This window comes from Mesorhizobium sp. CCNWLY176 (assembly GCF_037153935.1).
Taxonomy (GTDB): domain Bacteria; phylum Pseudomonadota; class Alphaproteobacteria; order Rhizobiales; family Rhizobiaceae; genus Mesorhizobium_M; species Mesorhizobium_M zhangyense.
In genome coordinates this window covers 48,954-66,463 of record NZ_JBBBDZ010000004.1, presented here as the reverse complement: position 1 = coordinate 66,463, position 17,510 = coordinate 48,954, and the positions used below count along the sequence as shown (strand labels likewise).

The following is a 17,510-nucleotide window of genomic DNA, read 5'->3' as shown; positions in this document are numbered from 1 at the left end:
AAGCATGAAATTCCTGGATATTGGAAAGGTCGCGGAACACTCGGGCGTGCCGCCGTCGACATTGCGCTATTACGAGGAGATCGGTCTGATCCGTTCCCTTTGGCGACACGGTCTGCGGCGGCAGTTCGACGGAGACGTTCTCTTGAAGTTGTCGCTCATCAGCCTCGGGAAGGCGGCTGGCTTCTCCCTGACTGAGATCGCAGGCATGTTCGGCCGTGACGGCCGGCCTGATATTCCTCGTGCGCAGTTGCACGCCAGGGCCGACGAGCTGGAACGGCAAATCCTGGATTTGCGGATGCTGCGAGACGCCCTCCGCCACGTTGCCGATTGTCCCGCTTCGACGCATCTGGAATGCCCAAGCTTCCGTAAGCTTCTGAAGTCGACGACGCGCAGCCGCGCTGTTGATCATTCCCGTAGCCACGCGGCAACCACAGCCGTCACACGGAAGCGGTCGGTTCGAGGACCACTATGAGATTTTGATACAGCAGGCTTTTGGGTCCTCTCAATTCTCCTGACCGGCTTTGCCGCGACAGCCATCGTGCCAGCCTAGCTGAACCTTGCCGTCAGTTTTGAGACCCAAATATCACGCCTGGAATACAGAAAGGCTCTGTCCTTCAAAGCATTACCTTGAAACTTTTCGACACCCCGCCTATCTCCCAGAGGCGGACCGGGCCCTCTGGCTGTTGCCCAAGCAATAGTGATGTCGGATCGCATCAAGGGCCCGACTATGCATTCTGGAGCGGGTCCAGTTTCCTTGGGTCTGTCCGGAGGTTCCGCATGAATTCCCCCGTCGCCGGTTTGAATTGTCCATCCTGCCGAGTGGCTCTGTTACGGGCGAACGGCAGGGCATCGAGATCGGCTGTTGTCCGCAATGTCGAGGCTCCTGTTCTCACGGCCAGGGCTACCCCAAGCAAGAAATCGTCCTTTGAGGGCATGTTCGACTGATCGTTCGGACAACTGCAAGAATAACCAAGGCGCCTCCAGCGCAACCAACACCAATGCCTTTGGAGCAAGTTTCATGTTGAATTCCCGCGCGAGCCGACTCTACGTCCTGATTGCAGGTCTGTTCCTGACTTTTTCGATCGTTGCGATCGACCACGCGGAAGCGCGCCGTGGCGGTAGCTTCGGCAGCCGCGGTGCTCGCACACTCCAGGCGCCGCCGGCGACCCGCACGGCGCCAGAGACGGCAGCGCCGATCGAACGCTCCATGACGCCCAACGCCGGAACGAGTGCTTCCGCCCGGCAGCCTCAATCCGGCCTTCAACGCCCGGGCTTCATGAATGGGTTTGGTGGCTCCATGATGAAGGGCCTGTTGCTGGGCGGCCTGATCGGCCTGTTTCTGGGGCAGGGGTTCGGCGGTCTGGCAGGCATGCTTGGCCTTCTGCTTCAGGTCGTATTGATCGGGGGTGCGGTCATGCTGGCAATTCGTTTCTTTCGTTCCCAGTCTACGCGTGCCCATGCGCCGGCGACGGCCGGTGGCCCACGCGATGCAAGCAGCTTCAAGTATGACGAGGCGGAACGGCGCGACGGAAACACAAGCAGGTCGTTCAATTTTCCGGGGATCGGGTCGGGCAGTGGGGCAAAGACCCAGGCTTCTGGTTCTGACGAGATTTCCTTGACGCAGACGGATGTCGATACCTTCCAGCAGCTTTTGAGCGATGTGCAGGAGGCTTTCGGACGAGAAGACCACGCTGCCTTGCGCAAACTGGTCACGCCCGAGATGGTTTCATACCTGTCTGAAGAACTTGCGGACAACGCAAAGAACGGGGTCAGGAATGATGTTTCCGACATTGTGCTGCTGCAAGCCGATGTTGCGGAATCGTGGCGCGAAGGCGACCGCGATTATGCGACGGCCGCCCTGCGCTATGAATCGCTCGATGTAACCCGAGAACGCAACAGCGGCCGCGTTGTCGAAGGCACTCCCGACCAGCCGACTGAAACAACGGAGCTTTGGACCTTCACGCGCCAGCGAGGCGCCGACTGGCAGCTAGCCGCGATCCAGGAGGCGCGCCAGTAACGTTGGATCTCATTCCAGCGATTGCCTGGATGGCAGCAGACAGGTCACTTTCTGCTCCGTCAGGCCGGCTTTTCGGCGCAGATCGCGTAGCGGTGCTGGATACCACGGGCGAGACCTTTCAGCACATTCCAGTGTTTGGCCTGAGTCCTATGTATCGTGCGAAGATCGGTATCGACGATGATGCGTTCAAACCCCGTTTCCCGAAGCATCGCCGCGACAGCCTCGGCCCGCGCGCCGTCGGAAAAATAGACTCTCGAGACAATGCTGTTATGCGCCGCCATAAGTTCTTTCGGCGCATGCAGCGGATCCGGTTTGAGCAGGCCGATTTTCTGCAGCCTGTCGGCTAGACCCTTCAGCAGCTTCTCTGCGAGGCCAACATTGACGAAATCGCCGTCGATGATCAACAACCGTCCGCCCGGTTTCAAGACGCGCATCCACTCGGCGAAGGCCGCCTTCGGATCGACCAGCGTCCACACCAGATGACGGTTTACGATCACGTCATAGGCGTTGTCATTTTCCATCGTGTTTTCAGCATCGCCCAGCCGGAAGCTGATCGAACGCTGGCGCTGCCCGACTTTCGCTTTCGCCCGTTCAAGCATAGGCTCCGCCCAGTCGAGACCGGTCACGCGGTAACCGAGATCGTCCAGCAGATGGGAGACGACGCCGGTGCCGCTGGCGAGATCGAGGGCGCTGCGTCCCGCTCCGTCGCCGAGATGCTTCAATACCAGTTCGTGCCATGCCTCCCGCTCGTCCTCGGAAAAAATCTCATGCCCCGGAGACAGATCGAAGGTTGCGGCACGCGCGGACCAATAGGCCTTGATCTCGTCGCGCAGACCGTAGTTGTTCCCGTTTTCATTGATGTCGGCCATCGCCTTCAACCCTTGATGCTTTTCACCTTGGAACAGCTCTAAAAGATAAAACTTGACTGTTCTACTCACAAAATCATAGAGCGCTTCCACTTCCCACTGGAGAGAAACTGCGATGCGCTTTACCGGCAGATCAGCCGTCCTTGCAATGGCCCTTGTTGTCTCGGCGGCCTGGCCCGCGCTGGCGGACAAAATCACGGTCAAGGACGTGACCGGCCGTGACGTTCAGGTCGAAGCGCCAGTGCAGCACATCATCCTCGGCGAAGGGCGGCAGATTTATTTCCTTGCCGCCCTCGAGAAGGACGCGCCCTTCAAGCACGTCGTCGGCTGGCGCGACGATCTGCCGAAAGCCGACCCTGAGTCCTATGCGGCCTATCTCGCGAAATATCCGGACATCGCCAAGCTGCCGACCTTCGGCGGCATGAAGGACGGCACCTTCGACATCGAACAGGCCGTGGCGCTCAAGCCCGACGTCATCCTGATGAACATCGATGCCAAGACGGCAACCGAAGAGGGCGGCTATATCGAAAAGCTCGCCAAGGTTGGCATTCCGCTGGTCTATGTCGACTTCCGCGAAAAGCCGATGGAAAATACCGAGCCGAGCATGCGCATCATGGGCAAGCTGATGGGCAAGGAGGATGTGGCTGAAGACTTCATCAAGTTCCGCGCCGACAGCATCAAGCGCGTGAGCGATGTTCTGGAAAAGGAGAACCCCAGCAGGCCGCTCGTCTTTGTCGAGCGCGCGGGCGGCTACTCGGACGATTGCTGCATGTCCTTTGGCAACGAGAACTTCGGCAAGATGGTTGAGCTTGCCGGCGGCATCAACATGGCCAAGGACATCATTCCCGGTACCTTCGGTACCGTCAATCCCGAGCAGGTCATCGCTTCAAACCCGGATCAGATCATAATCACCGGGGGCAATTGGGACGGCTATGTTCCCGGCGGCGATTGGGTCGGCGTCGGTTATGGCGCTGATATCAAGGAGGCGCGCCGCAAGCTCGAGAATCTCACCAAGCGTCCGGCCTTTACCGGCGTGAAAGCAGTGAAGGACGGCAACGTCCACGCCATCTGGCACCAGTTCTACAACAACCCTTATCAGTTCGTCGCGATCCAGGAGATCGCCAAGTGGCTGCATCCGGAGTTGTTCAGGGATCTCGACCCGGAAGCGACATTCAAGGAACTGCATGCCCGGTTCCTGCCGCTGGAATACAAGCCGGGATATTTCGTCTCCCTGAAGGACGAATAGGGCATGGCCGCAGAGGTCACTCTCCCGACGGTAACAGGGCGCGATCAATATCGCGCCCTTGCCTTTAAGCGCATCCTGATTCTTGCGGCGCTGACCGTCGCGCTGGCGGTCAGCATTGCCGTCGACATGGCTCTGGGGCCAGCCAATTACCGGTTGACTGAGGTCCTGTCCGCGCTGATGGATCCGGCCGCTGCCGGCGATCAGCTCAGGGTCGTCATCTGGGACATCCGCATGCCGATCGCGCTCATGGCCGTTACCGTGGGAGCGTCGCTCTCCGTTGCCGGCGCGCAGATGCAGACCATCCTCTCCAACCCGCTCGCCAGCCCCTTCACGCTCGGCATTTCCGCCGCAGCAAGCTTCGGTGCAGCGCTGGCCCTCGTGGGAGGAGTCGCGCTCTTTCCCGGCGCCGTGCAGTATATGGTGCCGATCAACGCCTTCTTGATGGCGATGGCGGCGGCGATGTTCATCCATTTTGCCTCCACCATGCGGGGTGTCAGCGTCGAGACCATCGTGCTGCTCGGCATCGCCCTCGTCTTCACCTTCAATGCAGCACTTTCCCTGCTCGAATATCTCGCTTCCGAGCAGGCGCTGGCCGCCGTCGTGTTCTGGACCATGGGCAGCCTTACCAAGGCGACCTGGCCGAAGGTCTGGATCACCGGCGCAATCCTCGTCGTGGTGGTGCCGCTGTTCATGCGCAATGCCTGGGCCTTGACCGCGCTTCGCCTGGGTGACGACAAGGCTGCCAGCATGGGTGTGAAGGTTCGCCGCCTGCGGCTCGAAACAATGCTTTTTGTTTCGCTGCTGGCCGCAATCCCGGTGTCATTCGTCGGAACCATCGGCTTTGTCGGCCTCGTCGGCCCGCATATCGCCCGCATGGTGGTTGGCGAGGACCAGCGCTTCTTCCTGCCGGGTTCCGTCATCTGTGGGGCACTTCTGCTGTCGACGACTTCAGTCGTCAGCAAGATGCTGATACCGGGCGCTATTCTGCCGATCGGCGTTATCACGGCGCTTGTCGGCGTGCCTTTCTTCTTCATCTTGATCTTCTCCAGCAGGAGGCGGGCATGGTAGCGCTTGCCCTGAAGGATGTTGGCGCCAGCTATGGCCGCGTCACGGTCCTTGCCAATGTCAGCGTGGATATGCTGATGGCCGGCAGCATCACCGCCGTCGTCGGGCCGAATGCCGCGGGGAAGTCGACCCTTTTCAAGCGTATTGCCGGACTGATCTCCGGACCCGGTATCGTTACGCTTTCGCAGACAGAGCAGGGGCCACGCACCATCTGCTATATGCCGCAGGACACCGGCGCCAATGCGGTACTGACGGTCTATGAATCGGTTCTCCTGTCAGCCAAGCAGGGCAGCAGCTGGAAGGTTCGCGACGAAGAACTGGCTGAAATAGACGATATCCTGAAGGTGCTGCGCATCGAGGACCTTGCCTTTCGCGGCCTCGGCGAACTTTCGGGCGGACAGCGGCAATTGGTGTCTCTCGCGCAGGCGCTGGTTCGCAAGCCGGAAGTTCTGCTGATGGACGAACCAACTTCCGCGCTCGATCTGCATCGCCAGGTCGAGGTTCTCGACTTCGTCTCGAAGCTGGCGCGCCGGCAGCACATGATCGTACTGATCGCCTTGCACGACCTCAATCACGCCCTGCGCTACTGCGAAAACACCATAGTCATCGCCGATGGCGCGATGATCACCAGCGGTCCGAGCGGAACGGTGATCACGCCTGACATGCTGCGTGACATCTACAAGGTGAGCGCTCGCATCGAGACCTGTTCCAGGGGCAATCCCTTCATCCTTGTCGATGGGACTGCCTGAAGCGGCTTGGCTTTCGGTAGCAAGAGGCGTTCGTCCCCCGGTGCTGCTGGCCTTTGGCGGAACTGCGTTCCCGACATATGGAATGACTGCTTTGCGCACCTGCTGGCCTTTGGCGCAAGAAACCTTGCCGATCAAGAATTGCTGGCCAATCGCCTGAAAAGGCTGCAACCAACGCCTCAGCTGCGCGCGATACATCATCGTGGTCGGTCAAATATGCGAACGCCTGTGGAGCATTTGCCGTGTCGCGCCACGGCTGCACACCGGCATGTCCTTCATTGGAGGAGCTCAACTTCTTTCTGAGGCGCGGCGTCGTGCGGCCTGATCTTCGCAACGATGCCGAACTGGAACAGCTTCACTGGTCGACAAACAGGCACGGCGACTGGCCGGAAATGCGGGTCTTTGCCTTTGACCACCGGATGCAGCTCGAGGCGATGGCAGGGTACACGCTTTCCAAAGGCGGAGTATTCAAGGACCTATGCCTTCAGGCGGCATTGCGTGTGCAGAACGGGCAGCCGGGCTATGGAATCTTGTGCAATGACCGGATCGGAAGACGGGCGCTACGCGGCCTCGCGCCGAAACAGGATGGAGTTCCTGCTGGAGATCATTCCTTCAAAAGTAGGGACCGTTTCAACAGACATAGTCACCTTGTTGATACGGCGTTTCTATGCGGAGGGTATCTATCCCGATTGGTGGAAACTGGAGCCGATGGAAGAGGAACGCGCATGGGCGCAGACCTGTGCCGCCATTATCGAGCATGACCCCTCACGATACGCCCGACTCTGCGCCGTATGGGATGAACTATCTCGAAAACCTGATCGAGCTGAACAAGTCTGCGCGATGAGCTGGCATTGGGACGAGACCACGCTTGCGGCCCTTGAGAGATTTCTGAGGGAAAGAGCCTGTTCGAACGGACGCCTGAACCGCACGTGGTCACCGATACCTTGCCTACCAGCTTCGATGCAGGCCGCGATGGCGAAGCCATGGCGTTCGCACTGGTCGACGGCCTGGCACGCCTCCATGCTGTCGACTGGCAGGTCTGCGGGCTCGGCGATTTCGGTCAGCCGCTGAATTTCAATGCGCGTCATCTCAAGCGTCTCGAAACATTGATGACCTTGCGCGATGACGCTGTTCCGTCCTTTCTTGCCGACATGGCAGCGCATCTGAAGGCGCATCTACCCAGGGAAAGTGGCGCGGCCATCGTCCACAACGACTATCGCCCGGGGAATGTGATCTGGTCGCAAAAAGGGCCGCCACGCCTGCTCGCGATCCTTGACTGGGAACTTGCGACGATCGGCGATCCGCTTCTCGATCTTGGTTACATGGCCTGCTGCTATCCGGTGAAGGGTGAGGAATTGACGCCGACACAGGAGCTTTCGGCAGCATTGCTTGCCGAGGGCTTCCCCTCGCGCGAAGCGATGATCGCGCGCTATGCCGAAGTTACCAAGCGCGATATTTCCGGCCTCGGCTGGTATGCTGCAATGGCCTCCTGGAAGCTTGCGGTATTGTACGACTATCAGCACAGGCTCGGCCGCGATGGCTATTACGAAGACGCAACGCAGGCGCCACGCTTCATCGCAGCGGCGGAACGATTTACCCGCTGGAACTGACCGGTTCGGGGAGGAAAAGTTGGACGACAAACCGCTGCTGATCGAGATTGCTGACGGCGTCGCCATACTGAGGCTCAATCGGCCTGCAGCACTGAATTCACTCAACTGGACGCTGCGGGCGATGTTGATCGAGGCGTTGGCTGAAATGGACGCTCGCAATGACGTCTCAGCCATCATCCTTACGGGCACGGGCAGGGCGTTCTGTGCCGGGCTCGACGTCAAGGAACTTGGCGCCTCGGGCAGTACGGTGGCGGAGAATATCGACAATGACGATCTGGGTTCGGCACTTTCGCGCGTGAAGACCCCGCTGATTGCCGCGATCAACGGCCTCGCGGTGACTGGTGGCTTTGAGATTACGTTGGCATGCGACATCGTGCTTGCCGCCGAATCGGCCTGGTTCCAGGACACCCATGCCAAGATCGGTCTTCTGCCCGGATGGGGACTGTCACAGCGTCTGCCCCGCGTCGTAGGACCCTATCGCGCAAAAGAGATTTCGCTGTCGGCGCGCAAAGTTACTGCCGAAGAGGCCACACACCTCGGCTTCGTCAACAGCGTCGTGCCGGATATACAGCTTATGCCTGAGGCGCTTGGGCTCGCACGCTCGATCGCTCAATGGCCGGGTGAACACACGCGGCGTATCAAGACACTCATCGACGACGGCTATGCCATGACGCTTGCCGACGCACTGAAATTCGAAGCGCGGGAAGCACATGCGCTGAATGTGCAGGTTCAGATCGAAGCAAAGAACTCGTGAGGACAGGCTATTGCGCTGTGACTGGCCTAAGAGAAGTGTTTGAGAATTAAGGATTTTGGCGTTTCTTGTCGACTGGTTTGAAAATCGGCTGGACCGGTTGGAGCATGTTTTGATCAGTGAGAGATCGTGCGATCAACGGGCGCCAGATTCGCTCGGCTCTAGCATGGCGCGTTGTAAAGGTACGCCGGTTGTTACGACCTGCCTTCCTTCGAAGCGTCTTCCCTTGATTGTTAGATGGGCCACCTCAACACTGCCTGCTGACGTTGCGTGTTGGTTGCGCCGAGATTCTCCAAAAGATGCGTGCGTAGAAGATAGAGATGTGCGTCGCATTCAGCACTGAAGCCGATACCGCCATGCACCTGAATGCTGCTGCGGCAGTTTTCCAGAGTATAGCGGCATGCCAGCAGCCAGCATGCCTCAATCTGGAAGAGGGCGTCTGGCCAGCCGTCACGTTCGGCAATCGCAGCGAACAGGAGCTGGGCCGAGAGGACATCGGCATTGATCGCCATATTTGCGCAGCGATGCTTGACCGCCTGAAACGAGCCGATCGGTTGACCGAATTGGGTCCGCACCTTCGCGTATTCGACGGACATATCGCGGACCGCTTCGCACATGCCGAGCAGCTGCGCCGAAATGAGCAGCCTTGCCATGCGTGCGGCAGATGAGGTGGTGGCATCGCGGAACTCGAGCGCGTGATCTGTCCCCAGGACAGCGCGCGAAAGACTTATCGTGCGATCGGTTGAGGCGACGTGCGTATGAGTGATCGAAGACACGTCTAGAAGCGCTACCCCGCGCGGTCCCAACACGAGAGCAAGGTCCGCATCGCCCACATCATAGAGGTGAAGATGCTCGCCATTAGCGCTTCCCGTCTGAGATTGGGCGGATTCGCCAAGGTGATTTGCCAGACACGCCTTTCTCGTTCCATCGAGAAGTGCTGCAACAAGCTCTGTCTGTCCGGTCTCGCCTGCAAATCGGACCGCGATCGTCCTTGCCAGGGCGGAGGGCGAAACGATATGCCGCCCAAGTTCCGTATGAAGCAACACATCCTCGACCACGGAAAGTCCCGCCCCGCCATCATCTTCGGGGAGCGACATTGTGAAGCCGCCGAATTGTGCAATCACGTCGAGATTGTCGACTGCAGATCTGCTGCCTTCCCGGAGCCGGGCAACAGGATAGGACTCTGCCAGCATCGCGCGAACCGAATCCACGATCTGTGTCTGCTCGACCGAGTTGTTAAGATCGATCATCGGGCACCTCCGCGCGGAAGACCGAGAATCCGCTCGCCTATGATGTTGCGCTGGATCTCGGCGGTCCCACCGGCGATGGTTTCGCTGAACGCCTCCAGATAGGAATACACCCACTCCTGATCCTGCTCTGCCTCGGCATTGCGGGGGCCAAGCACCTCCATCGCTATGCCGTAAATTCTCTGGCTGAGTTCGGCAAAGAATAGACGGACGATCGAGCCGTCGAATGCAGTAGCAGGGTCCTTGAAGAGGGTCCGGTAGGTCAGTGCGCGCAATGCTGCAGCTTCCGCGCGTGCGATCGCTATGTCGCGGCCAATCGACGAGCAGGCTGCGTCGCCGCCTCGCGAAAGAAACAGGGTGGCGAGAGACTCGATCTTCTGCTCCATCATCAATTGCAAGGTGATCGCAGCGGTCCGGCGTTCGAAGCCCAGCGTGGTCATCGCCACGTTCCAGCCGTCATGCAGGGCTCCGACAACATTCGACAAGGGGATGCGAACGTTGTCGTAGAAGACCTCGGCGAAATGCGTGGCGCCGGCAAGGTTCTTGATGGGGCGCACGGTGATGCCTGGCAGGGTCATGTCGCAGATGACCCAGCTCAAACCCTTGTGACGCTGAGAGCCGGGGTCGGTGCGGATCAGCAGTTCCTGATAGTCGGCGATATCGGCGAAACTCGTCCATATCTTCTGGCCATTCACGACGAGGTCCTCGCCGTCGATCCTGCCGCTGGTCCTGATGCCGGCAAGATCGGAGCCGGCACCCGGCTCGGAAAAGCCCTGGCACCAGATGGAGTTGCCCGAGAGGATGCGCGGGAGATGAAAGGTCTTCTGCTCTTCGGTCCCGCATTCCATCACCGTCGGTCCGGCATGGTTCAGCGCCACGAATGTCGAGTCGAGCGGCGTCGGCGCACCGGAGCGTACATACTCTTCGTGCCAGATGATCTGCCGTTCGAACGAAAGCCCGCGCCCGCCGAATTCCGCCGGCCAGGAGATGCCGGACCACCCGCCGGCATGGCGCTTGCGTAGCCATGCGAGGGCGAATTCGCGCGCTTCGATACCGCTGTGAGGAGGTGTTTCAGTGGGCACATTCTCAAGCAGCCATCGCCTGGCCGACTTCCGGAACGACACGTCCTCTTCGGAGAATTCAAACTGCATATCCGATGTTCCGTTTAAGTCTCGATGCTGCTGGTGTTCATCGCTGCGATCAGAGCGGCTTGAATATTGCCGCGAGTTTTTCCAGCGCCATGGCGCTGGAAAGGACCATCGCATCCGTGCCGGCGCGCTTGCCGATCTCGTCGGAGACGGATTTCAGGTCGTCGGTCTCGATCTCATAGATGGCGAGATAGCGGTAGGGCAGGGGCAACGCACTGCGCTGAACTTCGGCCAGTTCGAACCGCTCAGCTTTCACGATACCCGGAACCGCCAGAACGTCGGGAACGTGGGTGCTGGAATACCAATCGTTGAACTCGCCATCCCTGCCTTCAACGGCGTTGGTCAGGACGACGAATTTATAGGCTTTCTTTTCCATGGATCGCTCCTCCCCTGTGAACGTCAGGCCTGAGACATCAGAGCCCGGCCAATGACCATCCGCTGAATGTCGCTGGTGCCTTCGTAGATCTGGCAGACGCGAACATCGCGGTAGATCTTCTCGACTGGGTAGTCCGCCACATAGCCGTATCCGCCATGGATCTGGATCGCATCGGAGCAGATTTTTTCGGCCATCTCGGAAGCGAACAGTTTGGCCATCGAGGCCTCTTTCAGGACAGGTTGCCCCGCTTCCTTCAGCGCTGCGGCGTGCAGAACCAATTGCCGTGCTGCCTCAAGCCGCGTCGCCATGTCGGCAAGCCGGAAGGAGACGGCCTGGTGCTCGGCGATCCTGACGCCAAAACTGCGCCGCTCTCCGGCGTAAGCTATCGCAGCGTCCAGTGCTGCCCGCGCCATCCCGACAGACTGGGCGGCAATCCCGATGCGCCCGCTCTCCAGATTGGACAGCGCGATTCTGTAGCCCTGGCCTTCTTCGCCCAGCAGCAGATCCGGCGTCAGTTCCATATCGTCAAAGGCGATCTGGGCAGTATCCGAAAGGTGTTGGCCAAGCTTGTGCTCGATGCTGGCTACACGATATCCGGGCGTGTTCGTGGGAACGATGAAGGCGCTGATGCCCTTCTTTCCCGCAGCAGGATCGGTGACGGCGAAGACGATCGCCACGTCGGCATTCTTTCCGGACGTGATGAACTGCTTGACGCCGTTGACGATGTATCGATCGCCAATCTTTTTCGCGCGCGTCGTGATTGCGGAAGCGTCCGATCCAGCCTGTGGTTCGGTCAGGCAGAACGCACCCAGCCATTCGCCGCGCGCCATGGGCTGTAGGAAGCGCTCTTGCTGGGCCGGAGTTCCAAAACTCAGGATCGGTCCGCAGCCGACCGAATTATGAACGCTCATCACCGTTGATAAAGCGCCGTCGCCTGCAGCGATTTCCTCGATTGCCAAGGCATAGGATACGAAATCTGTCTTCGAGCCGCCCAGCGTTTCGGGCACGAGCATGCCCATCAGGCCAAGCTCGCCCATCTCCTGTATGCGGTCGCGCGGAAATGTCTTCGTACGATCCCATTCGGCGGAGAATGGCTTCAGCCTCTCCTGCGCGAAACGGCGCGCCATATCGCGCACCATGGCTTGTTCTTCCGTTAGCAGCATCGCAACGATCTCCGGTTCTTCAAATCAGTTCGACTGCAATGGTTCGGGTGGAGGCAGTAATGGCGAGATCCATATCGAGACGCATGTGAAGGCCTGTCGAGAAATTCGCCGACGGCGATTGACGGTTATTTACTTCTCAGTATATGACCTACTGACAAGAAGAAATCAATCTTGCCTTTTCACGACAGAACCAATGAACGCAAGCCCGCAGAAATCGCCCTGGCCAAATGCCGCCGACCGCGAACGCGAGCGTGGCGAGAAACGCAATGCGCTTCTCAGTGCGGCAGTCCGTTCCTTCAACGAGCGTGGTTTCCATGCCACCTCGCTCGACGATGTGGCGGCTTCGCTGAACGTCACGAAGCCGACAATCTATTATTACTTCGCCAACAAGGATGAGATCCTCTTCGAGTGCGTCCGGCTCGGGCTGGATGGGATTCGGCAGATCGCCGAGGCGGTCGAAAATGCCGGCGGCAGCGGGCTGGACCGGCTTACGGCTTTGATGCGCGGGTATGCAGTCATCATGACAAAGGATTTCGGCATGTGCGTGACCCGCACTGCCGATCACGAACTGTCCGAGGAAAGCCGGTCCCGCTTCCGTGCGCTCAAGCGCGAAATCGACATCACCGTTCGGCGCGTCGTTGAGGATGGAATTGCCGACGGCTCGATCGCATCCGACGATGCGCGTCTCACGACATTTACGCTGGCGGGCGCATTGAATTGGATCGCCAGATGGTACGAGCCGAACGGGCCTTTGACCGCTGAGCAGATCGCCGATTCATGCGTAAAGACCCTTGTGCAGGGCCTGGCTCCGCGATCCTAAGGACAGTCTCATGCCGGTTCCCCAGAATTTCGAAGGCCGCCTCAAGCTTCCCGCAATCGCGGCGCCGATGTTCCTGGCTTCCGGGCCCGATCTCGTGGTGGAAGTCTGCCGCTCGGGTCTGGTCGGCACCTTTCCAGCGTTGAACCAGCGCAGCAGCGCCGGCTACGCGGAATGGCTCGAAGAGATTGAAGCGCGGCTGGCTCCGGCCCCGCACGCCGCGCCGCATGGCGTCAATCTCATCGTTCACAAATCAAATCCACGCCTTGCCGCCGACCTTGAGGTGACCATCCGCCACAAGGTGCCGCTGGTGATCACGTCGTTGGGCGCGGTGAAGGATATTGTCGAGGCAGTGCATTCCTATGGCGGGTTGGTGTTCCACGACGTCGTCAACCTGCGGCACGCGCAAAAGGCGGCGGAAGCGGGTGTCGATGGCATAATCGCCGTCAGCGCCGGTGCGGGCGGCCATGCCGGAACGCTAAGTCCTTTCGCCCTGGTGTCGGAGATTGCGTCGTTCTTCGACGGCACCATCATTCTTTCGGGCGCATTGAGCAATGGCAGGCAGATCGCGGCGGTGCGCGCTATGGGCGCCGACATGGCATATCTGGGCACGCGGTTCCTTGCCACCAAGGAGTCGATGATAGCTGATGCGCAGAAGCAGATGATGGTCGAAAGCCGGGCGAGCGACATCCTGTACACGCCAAACATTTCAGGCATTCACGCCAATTTCCTGCGGCAGAGCATCGTTTCCGCTGGCCTGGATCCTGACAATCTGCCCGCGCATGGAAAGCTCGACATGAGCAATGAAGCCAGAGCCTGGAAGACTGTCTGGTCTGCCGGGCAGGGTGTCGGCGGCGTTGCCGACATTCCGGGGGCAGCCGATCTCTGCGAGCGGCTCATCGCGGAGTACGATGCCGCAATCGGCCAGTTCCGCAACGACCCCTTTTCACGCCGTCGCGAAAAAATGGCTATCGGCTGAATGGAGCTGAAATGACAAAGCCTGTCCTGCTGTCGGTCGAAGCCGGAATCGCCGAGATACGTTTCAACCGTCCCGAGCGGTTGAATGCACTGGACCGGGATTTGGCAGACGGTTTTGCCGATGCGGTCATTGCGACGCTTGCCGAGCCGTCGGTGCGTGTCATCGTCGTATCGGCGGAAGGCCGCGGCTTCGTCGCAGGCGGAGACCTGGGCCATTTCCAAGCCGCGGATGACAAGAGCAGGGCGGCTGATGAACTTATCAGCTCCATGCACGGGGCGATCAAGATGTTGGCGGCGGCCCCACAGATCGTCATCGGCAGTCTGAAAGGCGCGGTCGCGGGCGGCGGCATGTCTCTGGCACTCAGTCTCGATCTGCTCGTAGCCGCCGACGATACGGCGTTCAATCTTGCCTATGCGCGGCTCGGAACATCACCGGACTGCGGGGGGTCATGGAGTTTGCCCCGGCTGATAGGGTATCGGCGCGCGTTGGAAATCGCGCTGCTGTCTGAAACCATCAGTGCCGACGAGGCGCTAAGGCTCGGCCTCGTGAACCGCGTTATGCCCCGCGCAGAGCTCGAAACCGCGACCAGGCAGCTGGCGGAAAAACTGGCGGCAGGCGCACCAGCGGCGCAGGCGCATATCAAGCGGCTGTTCCGTTCAAGCCTGGAAAGCAGTTTTGCCGAACAACTCGATGCCGAGGCGGACGCATTCGCGGCTTGCGCATCGACGGCGGATTTCGCCGAAGGAATCGATGCGTTTTTCGCAAAGCGCAAGCCTGTCTTTACCGGACGCTAGCACACGGGATCAAATTCATGACCAAACACGCCTTTATCGCCGGCTATGTCCGCACGCCCTTCACTTTTGCAAACAAGGGCGCGCTTTCGTCGGTGCGCCCGGACGATCTCGGTGCGCATGCCGTTCGCGAATTGCTGAAACGAACCGGTGCGCCCGGCGAAGAGATCGAGGATGTGATTTGGGGCTGCGCCTTTCCCGAGGGCGAACAGGGCCTGAATATGGGCCGGATCGTCGGTATGCTCGCGGGCTTACCCGAACAGGTCGCCGGCGCGACCGTCAACCGCTGGTGCGGCTCGTCGATCCAGGCGGTGCAGATGGCTGCCGGCATGCTGGCAATGAATGCGGGTGAGGCCTTCATCTGCGGAGGCTCGGAAAGCATGTCGCGCGTGCCGATGATGGGTTTCAACCCACAGCCTCACCCGAGCTGGGATCAGCAAGCGACAGAAGCCTACATGAATGTCGGCCTCACGGCCGAGCGCGTGGCGCGGCAATTCGCGGTGTCGCGTGAACAGCAGGACAGCTTCGCCTTTGCGAGCCATTCCAAGGCGCTCGCGGCGCAGCGGGACGGGCGGCTTGCTGCAGAGATTTCTGCGGTGGGCGAGGTCACGCAGGACGGTTGCGTGCGCGAAACATCGATGGAGCGCCTTGCTCAACTCAAGACGGTGTTCATGGAAGAGGGGAGTGTAACCGCAGGTTCGTCTTCGCCAATGACCGATGGCGCTACGGCGGTGCTCGTCTGCAGCGAGGAATTCGCGCTGCGGCATAGTCTTGAGTTGCTGGCGCGCGTCGAAGCATTCGCGGTTTCGGGCTGCGCGCCTGGCATCATGGGGATGGGGCCTGTCGAATCCTCGCGCAAGGCGATGGCACGCGCCGGCATTTCAATGCGCGATATCGATCTCGTTGAGATGAACGAGGCGTTTGCCGCGCAGGCCGAAGCCTGCCGCCGTGAACTCGGCATAGCCGAGGAAAAGCTCAACATCGATGGCGGGGCCATTGCGCTCGGCCATCCGCTCGGTGCGACGGGAGGTCGGCTGGTGGGCAAATCCGCGATGCTGCTGAAGCGCGAGAAGGCAAAGCGCGCGCTTGCCACGCAATGTATCGGCGGCGGCATGGGGATCGCGATGATCCTGGAAGCTGCCTAGTCGCCGGTTTCGCGTTCTCAGGCTCGCAAAAGCACTTTTATATCCGGGGTTGAGAGCTCCGGGGGACGCCTGTGTTCGCCCGCAGGAAGGATGTTCATATAGTGGGACAATTGGAGCGCTGTAACTTCTTCTCTTGGCCGTGAGATCGCGCGTTCGAGGCATGATTCGGCAAAATACCGTTGACGGAATAGATGAATTGATGCAGATTTGCTTTTCAGTCGTACCATATATTGGAACAAACTGACGCTACGACTTTTGGGAGGGAGTGCAGGTGAAGTTATCTCGTCGGTCTTTTATCGCGACGTCAGTCGGGGCCTTGGCAGTCGCGCGCGGGTTTCCTGCGATCGCGCAATCCGGGCCCATTCGTATCGGCTGCATAACCACGCTTTCGGGTGCTGCCAGCATTCTCGGCAAGCCCCAGCATATGGGCATGGAGATTGCCGCCAGGAAGTTGAATGAGGCGGGCGGCATTCTCGGACGCCAGGTCGAGATCGTCGTTCGTGACGATCAGTCGAAGCCGGATATTGCGGTTGCAGCCGTTCGTGAACTCGCTGGCGATGGCGTCAACATCTTCGCCGGTGTTCTGGCAAGTCCGGTGGCTTTGGCCATTAGCGGCATCGCTGAAGAGCTGGACGTCGTGTTCCTCAACGCGGCCTCTCACGGAAACAACCTTACGCATGAGAATTTCCGCAAGAATTACTTCCGCGTGACCGATTATTCGGCAATGCGCATCTCCGCTGCATCGCGCCTCATGGCGGAGAAATATCCCCATGTGACGAAATGGGGTGCGATCATCCCGGACGCCGAGATCGGACGTTCGACGATGGCTACCTTCCAATATGGATTGCCGAAATATCACAAGGAACTGAACAACCAGGAGGTCTCGATCAACGACCCTGTGGTGGTCAAGTTCGGAGCGACGGATTTCCGCAACGCCGTTTCCACGCTGATGAGTTCCGATGTCGACGGAATTTTCATTGGTGTCGGCGGGGGTGACGAGGTCGGCTTCCTTCAGCAGGCCGGGCAGCTTGGCCTGTCGAAGAAGGTAAAGGTCTACGTGAGCTCCGGCAGCGATTTTCAGGTTGCCAAGGCCTTGGGCAAGCGCACTCCGGAAAACTACTGGAGCGGGCACCATTGGTATTTCGGTGCGTATCAGGACAACCCTGTTTCCAAGGCTCTCTACGATCAGTATGTGGCCGACACCGGCGACAAATTCCCCGACGGCTTCATCGGCATGGGTCATACCGCGATCACGGCGGTCGCTACCGCTGCTGCCAAGGCCAAAGATCTTTCCACCAAAGCACTGGTCGGTGCGCTAGAAGGGCTGACCTTCGAGGGCGTCAAAGGCAAGGTGACGCTTCGTGCCGAGGATCACCAGGCGCTCTGTGATGTCAACTATGTCAAGCTCGGCCCGGATGACGGCGAATTGGGTTGGAAAGTGTCCGACTTCTACAAGACGGACGGCACCGATCTCGCAGGTCCGGCGACGCCGGGTGTGGCAATCAAGTTCCAATAGACAGAGCTGGATAGCGGGCCTTGACCA

17 protein-coding genes and 1 pseudogene are annotated in these 17,510 nt (G+C 59.7%); 13 read left to right on the top strand and 5 right to left on the bottom strand.

Annotated features, from left to right (window positions below; all coding sequences use genetic code 11):
• Positions 1-4 precede the first annotated feature (4 nt).
• Positions 5-472 carry a helix-turn-helix domain-containing protein gene (locus tag WBQ96_RS08030; RefSeq protein WP_165119392.1) on the top strand — a complete coding sequence of 156 codons (468 nt, stop codon included), beginning with the start codon at positions 5-7 and terminating at the stop codon, positions 470-472.
• Between the two features lie 549 nt (positions 473-1,021).
• Positions 1,022-2,017 carry a Tim44 domain-containing protein gene (locus tag WBQ96_RS08025; protein WP_336549517.1) on the top strand — a complete coding sequence of 332 codons (996 nt, stop codon included), beginning with the start codon at positions 1,022-1,024 and terminating at the stop codon, positions 2,015-2,017.
• A 59-nt stretch (positions 2,018-2,076) separates the two neighbouring features.
• Here WBQ96_RS08025 and WBQ96_RS08020 read toward each other — a convergent pair whose 3' ends face one another.
• Positions 2,077-2,886 carry a class I SAM-dependent methyltransferase gene (locus WBQ96_RS08020; RefSeq protein WP_165119461.1) on the bottom strand — a complete coding sequence of 270 codons (810 nt, stop codon included), beginning with the start codon at positions 2,884-2,886 and terminating at the stop codon, positions 2,077-2,079.
• Positions 2,887-2,998: 112 nt separating this feature from the next.
• Between WBQ96_RS08020 and WBQ96_RS08015 the strand changes: the two genes are divergently transcribed.
• From WBQ96_RS08015 to WBQ96_RS07990, 6 genes and pseudogenes are all read left to right on the top strand, one after another.
• A complete protein-coding gene (locus tag WBQ96_RS08015; protein ID WP_165119393.1) occupies positions 2,999-4,129 on the top strand; it encodes an ABC transporter substrate-binding protein in 1,131 nt (376 codons plus the stop codon).
• Between the two features lie 3 nt (positions 4,130-4,132).
• Entirely contained in the window at positions 4,133-5,197 is a 1,065-nt protein-coding gene (locus WBQ96_RS08010; RefSeq protein WP_165119394.1) for a FecCD family ABC transporter permease, read from the top strand.
• On the top strand, positions 5,191-5,943 hold the full coding sequence (locus WBQ96_RS08005; RefSeq protein WP_165119395.1) for an ABC transporter ATP-binding protein: 753 nt from the start codon (positions 5,191-5,193) through the stop codon (positions 5,941-5,943). The genes WBQ96_RS08010 and WBQ96_RS08005 overlap by 7 nt, the downstream gene beginning before the upstream one ends.
• 188 nt (positions 5,944-6,131) lie before the next feature.
• Positions 6,132-6,705: pseudogene (locus WBQ96_RS28285) on the top strand (2-deoxy-5-keto-D-gluconate 6-phosphate aldolase domain-containing protein); the annotation flags it as partial.
• Positions 6,706-6,923: 218 nt separating this feature from the next.
• Positions 6,924-7,550, top strand: coding sequence for a phosphotransferase family protein (locus WBQ96_RS07995; RefSeq protein ID WP_165119396.1), 627 nt, complete (start codon positions 6,924-6,926; stop codon positions 7,548-7,550).
• A 19-nt stretch (positions 7,551-7,569) separates the two neighbouring features.
• Positions 7,570-8,304 (top strand): enoyl-CoA hydratase, encoded by a 735-nt coding sequence (locus WBQ96_RS07990; RefSeq protein ID WP_336549008.1) that lies wholly within the window; start codon positions 7,570-7,572, stop codon positions 8,302-8,304.
• A 230-nt stretch (positions 8,305-8,534) separates the two neighbouring features.
• On the opposite strand, the gene WBQ96_RS07985 is transcribed toward WBQ96_RS07990, so the two are convergent.
• The 4 genes from WBQ96_RS07985 to WBQ96_RS07970 are packed head-to-tail and all read right to left on the bottom strand — an operon-like array spanning position 8,535 to position 12,235.
• Positions 8,535-9,551, bottom strand: a complete 1,017-nt coding sequence (locus tag WBQ96_RS07985) for an acyl-CoA dehydrogenase family protein (RefSeq protein ID WP_165119398.1) — start codon at positions 9,549-9,551, stop codon at positions 8,535-8,537.
• Entirely contained in the window at positions 9,548-10,699 is a 1,152-nt protein-coding gene (locus WBQ96_RS07980; RefSeq protein ID WP_165119399.1) for an acyl-CoA dehydrogenase family protein, read from the bottom strand. Before WBQ96_RS07980 ends, WBQ96_RS07985 begins: the two co-directional genes overlap by 4 nt.
• A 49-nt stretch (positions 10,700-10,748) precedes the next feature.
• Entirely contained in the window at positions 10,749-11,072 is a 324-nt protein-coding gene (locus tag WBQ96_RS07975) for a DUF4286 family protein (protein ID WP_165119400.1), read from the bottom strand.
• A gap of 23 nt (positions 11,073-11,095) precedes the next feature.
• Positions 11,096-12,235, bottom strand: a complete 1,140-nt coding sequence (locus tag WBQ96_RS07970) for an acyl-CoA dehydrogenase family protein (protein ID WP_165119401.1) — start codon at positions 12,233-12,235, stop codon at positions 11,096-11,098.
• Between WBQ96_RS07970 and WBQ96_RS07965 the strand changes: the two genes are divergently transcribed.
• From WBQ96_RS07965 to WBQ96_RS07945, 5 genes are all read left to right on the top strand, one after another.
• Complete coding sequence (locus WBQ96_RS07965; protein WP_337035876.1) at positions 12,210-13,055, top strand: TetR/AcrR family transcriptional regulator; 846 nt, start codon at positions 12,210-12,212, stop codon at positions 13,053-13,055. The genes WBQ96_RS07970 and WBQ96_RS07965 overlap by 26 nt on opposite strands.
• Before the next feature lie 10 nt (positions 13,056-13,065).
• Positions 13,066-14,031 carry an NAD(P)H-dependent flavin oxidoreductase gene (locus WBQ96_RS07960; RefSeq protein WP_336549004.1) on the top strand — a complete coding sequence of 322 codons (966 nt, stop codon included), beginning with the start codon at positions 13,066-13,068 and terminating at the stop codon, positions 14,029-14,031.
• A gap of 11 nt (positions 14,032-14,042) precedes the next feature.
• Positions 14,043-14,825, top strand: a complete 783-nt coding sequence (locus tag WBQ96_RS07955) for an enoyl-CoA hydratase/isomerase family protein (protein ID WP_165119404.1) — start codon at positions 14,043-14,045, stop codon at positions 14,823-14,825.
• Between the two features lie 17 nt (positions 14,826-14,842).
• The gene (locus WBQ96_RS07950) at positions 14,843-15,967 is read left to right on the top strand and encodes a thiolase family protein (RefSeq protein WP_336549002.1); all 1,125 of its coding nucleotides are present in this window, start codon (positions 14,843-14,845) and stop codon (positions 15,965-15,967) included.
• Positions 15,968-16,238: 271 nt separating this feature from the next.
• Positions 16,239-17,483 (top strand): ABC transporter substrate-binding protein, encoded by a 1,245-nt coding sequence (locus tag WBQ96_RS07945; RefSeq protein ID WP_336549000.1) that lies wholly within the window; start codon positions 16,239-16,241, stop codon positions 17,481-17,483.
• Positions 17,484-17,510 lie beyond the last annotated feature (27 nt).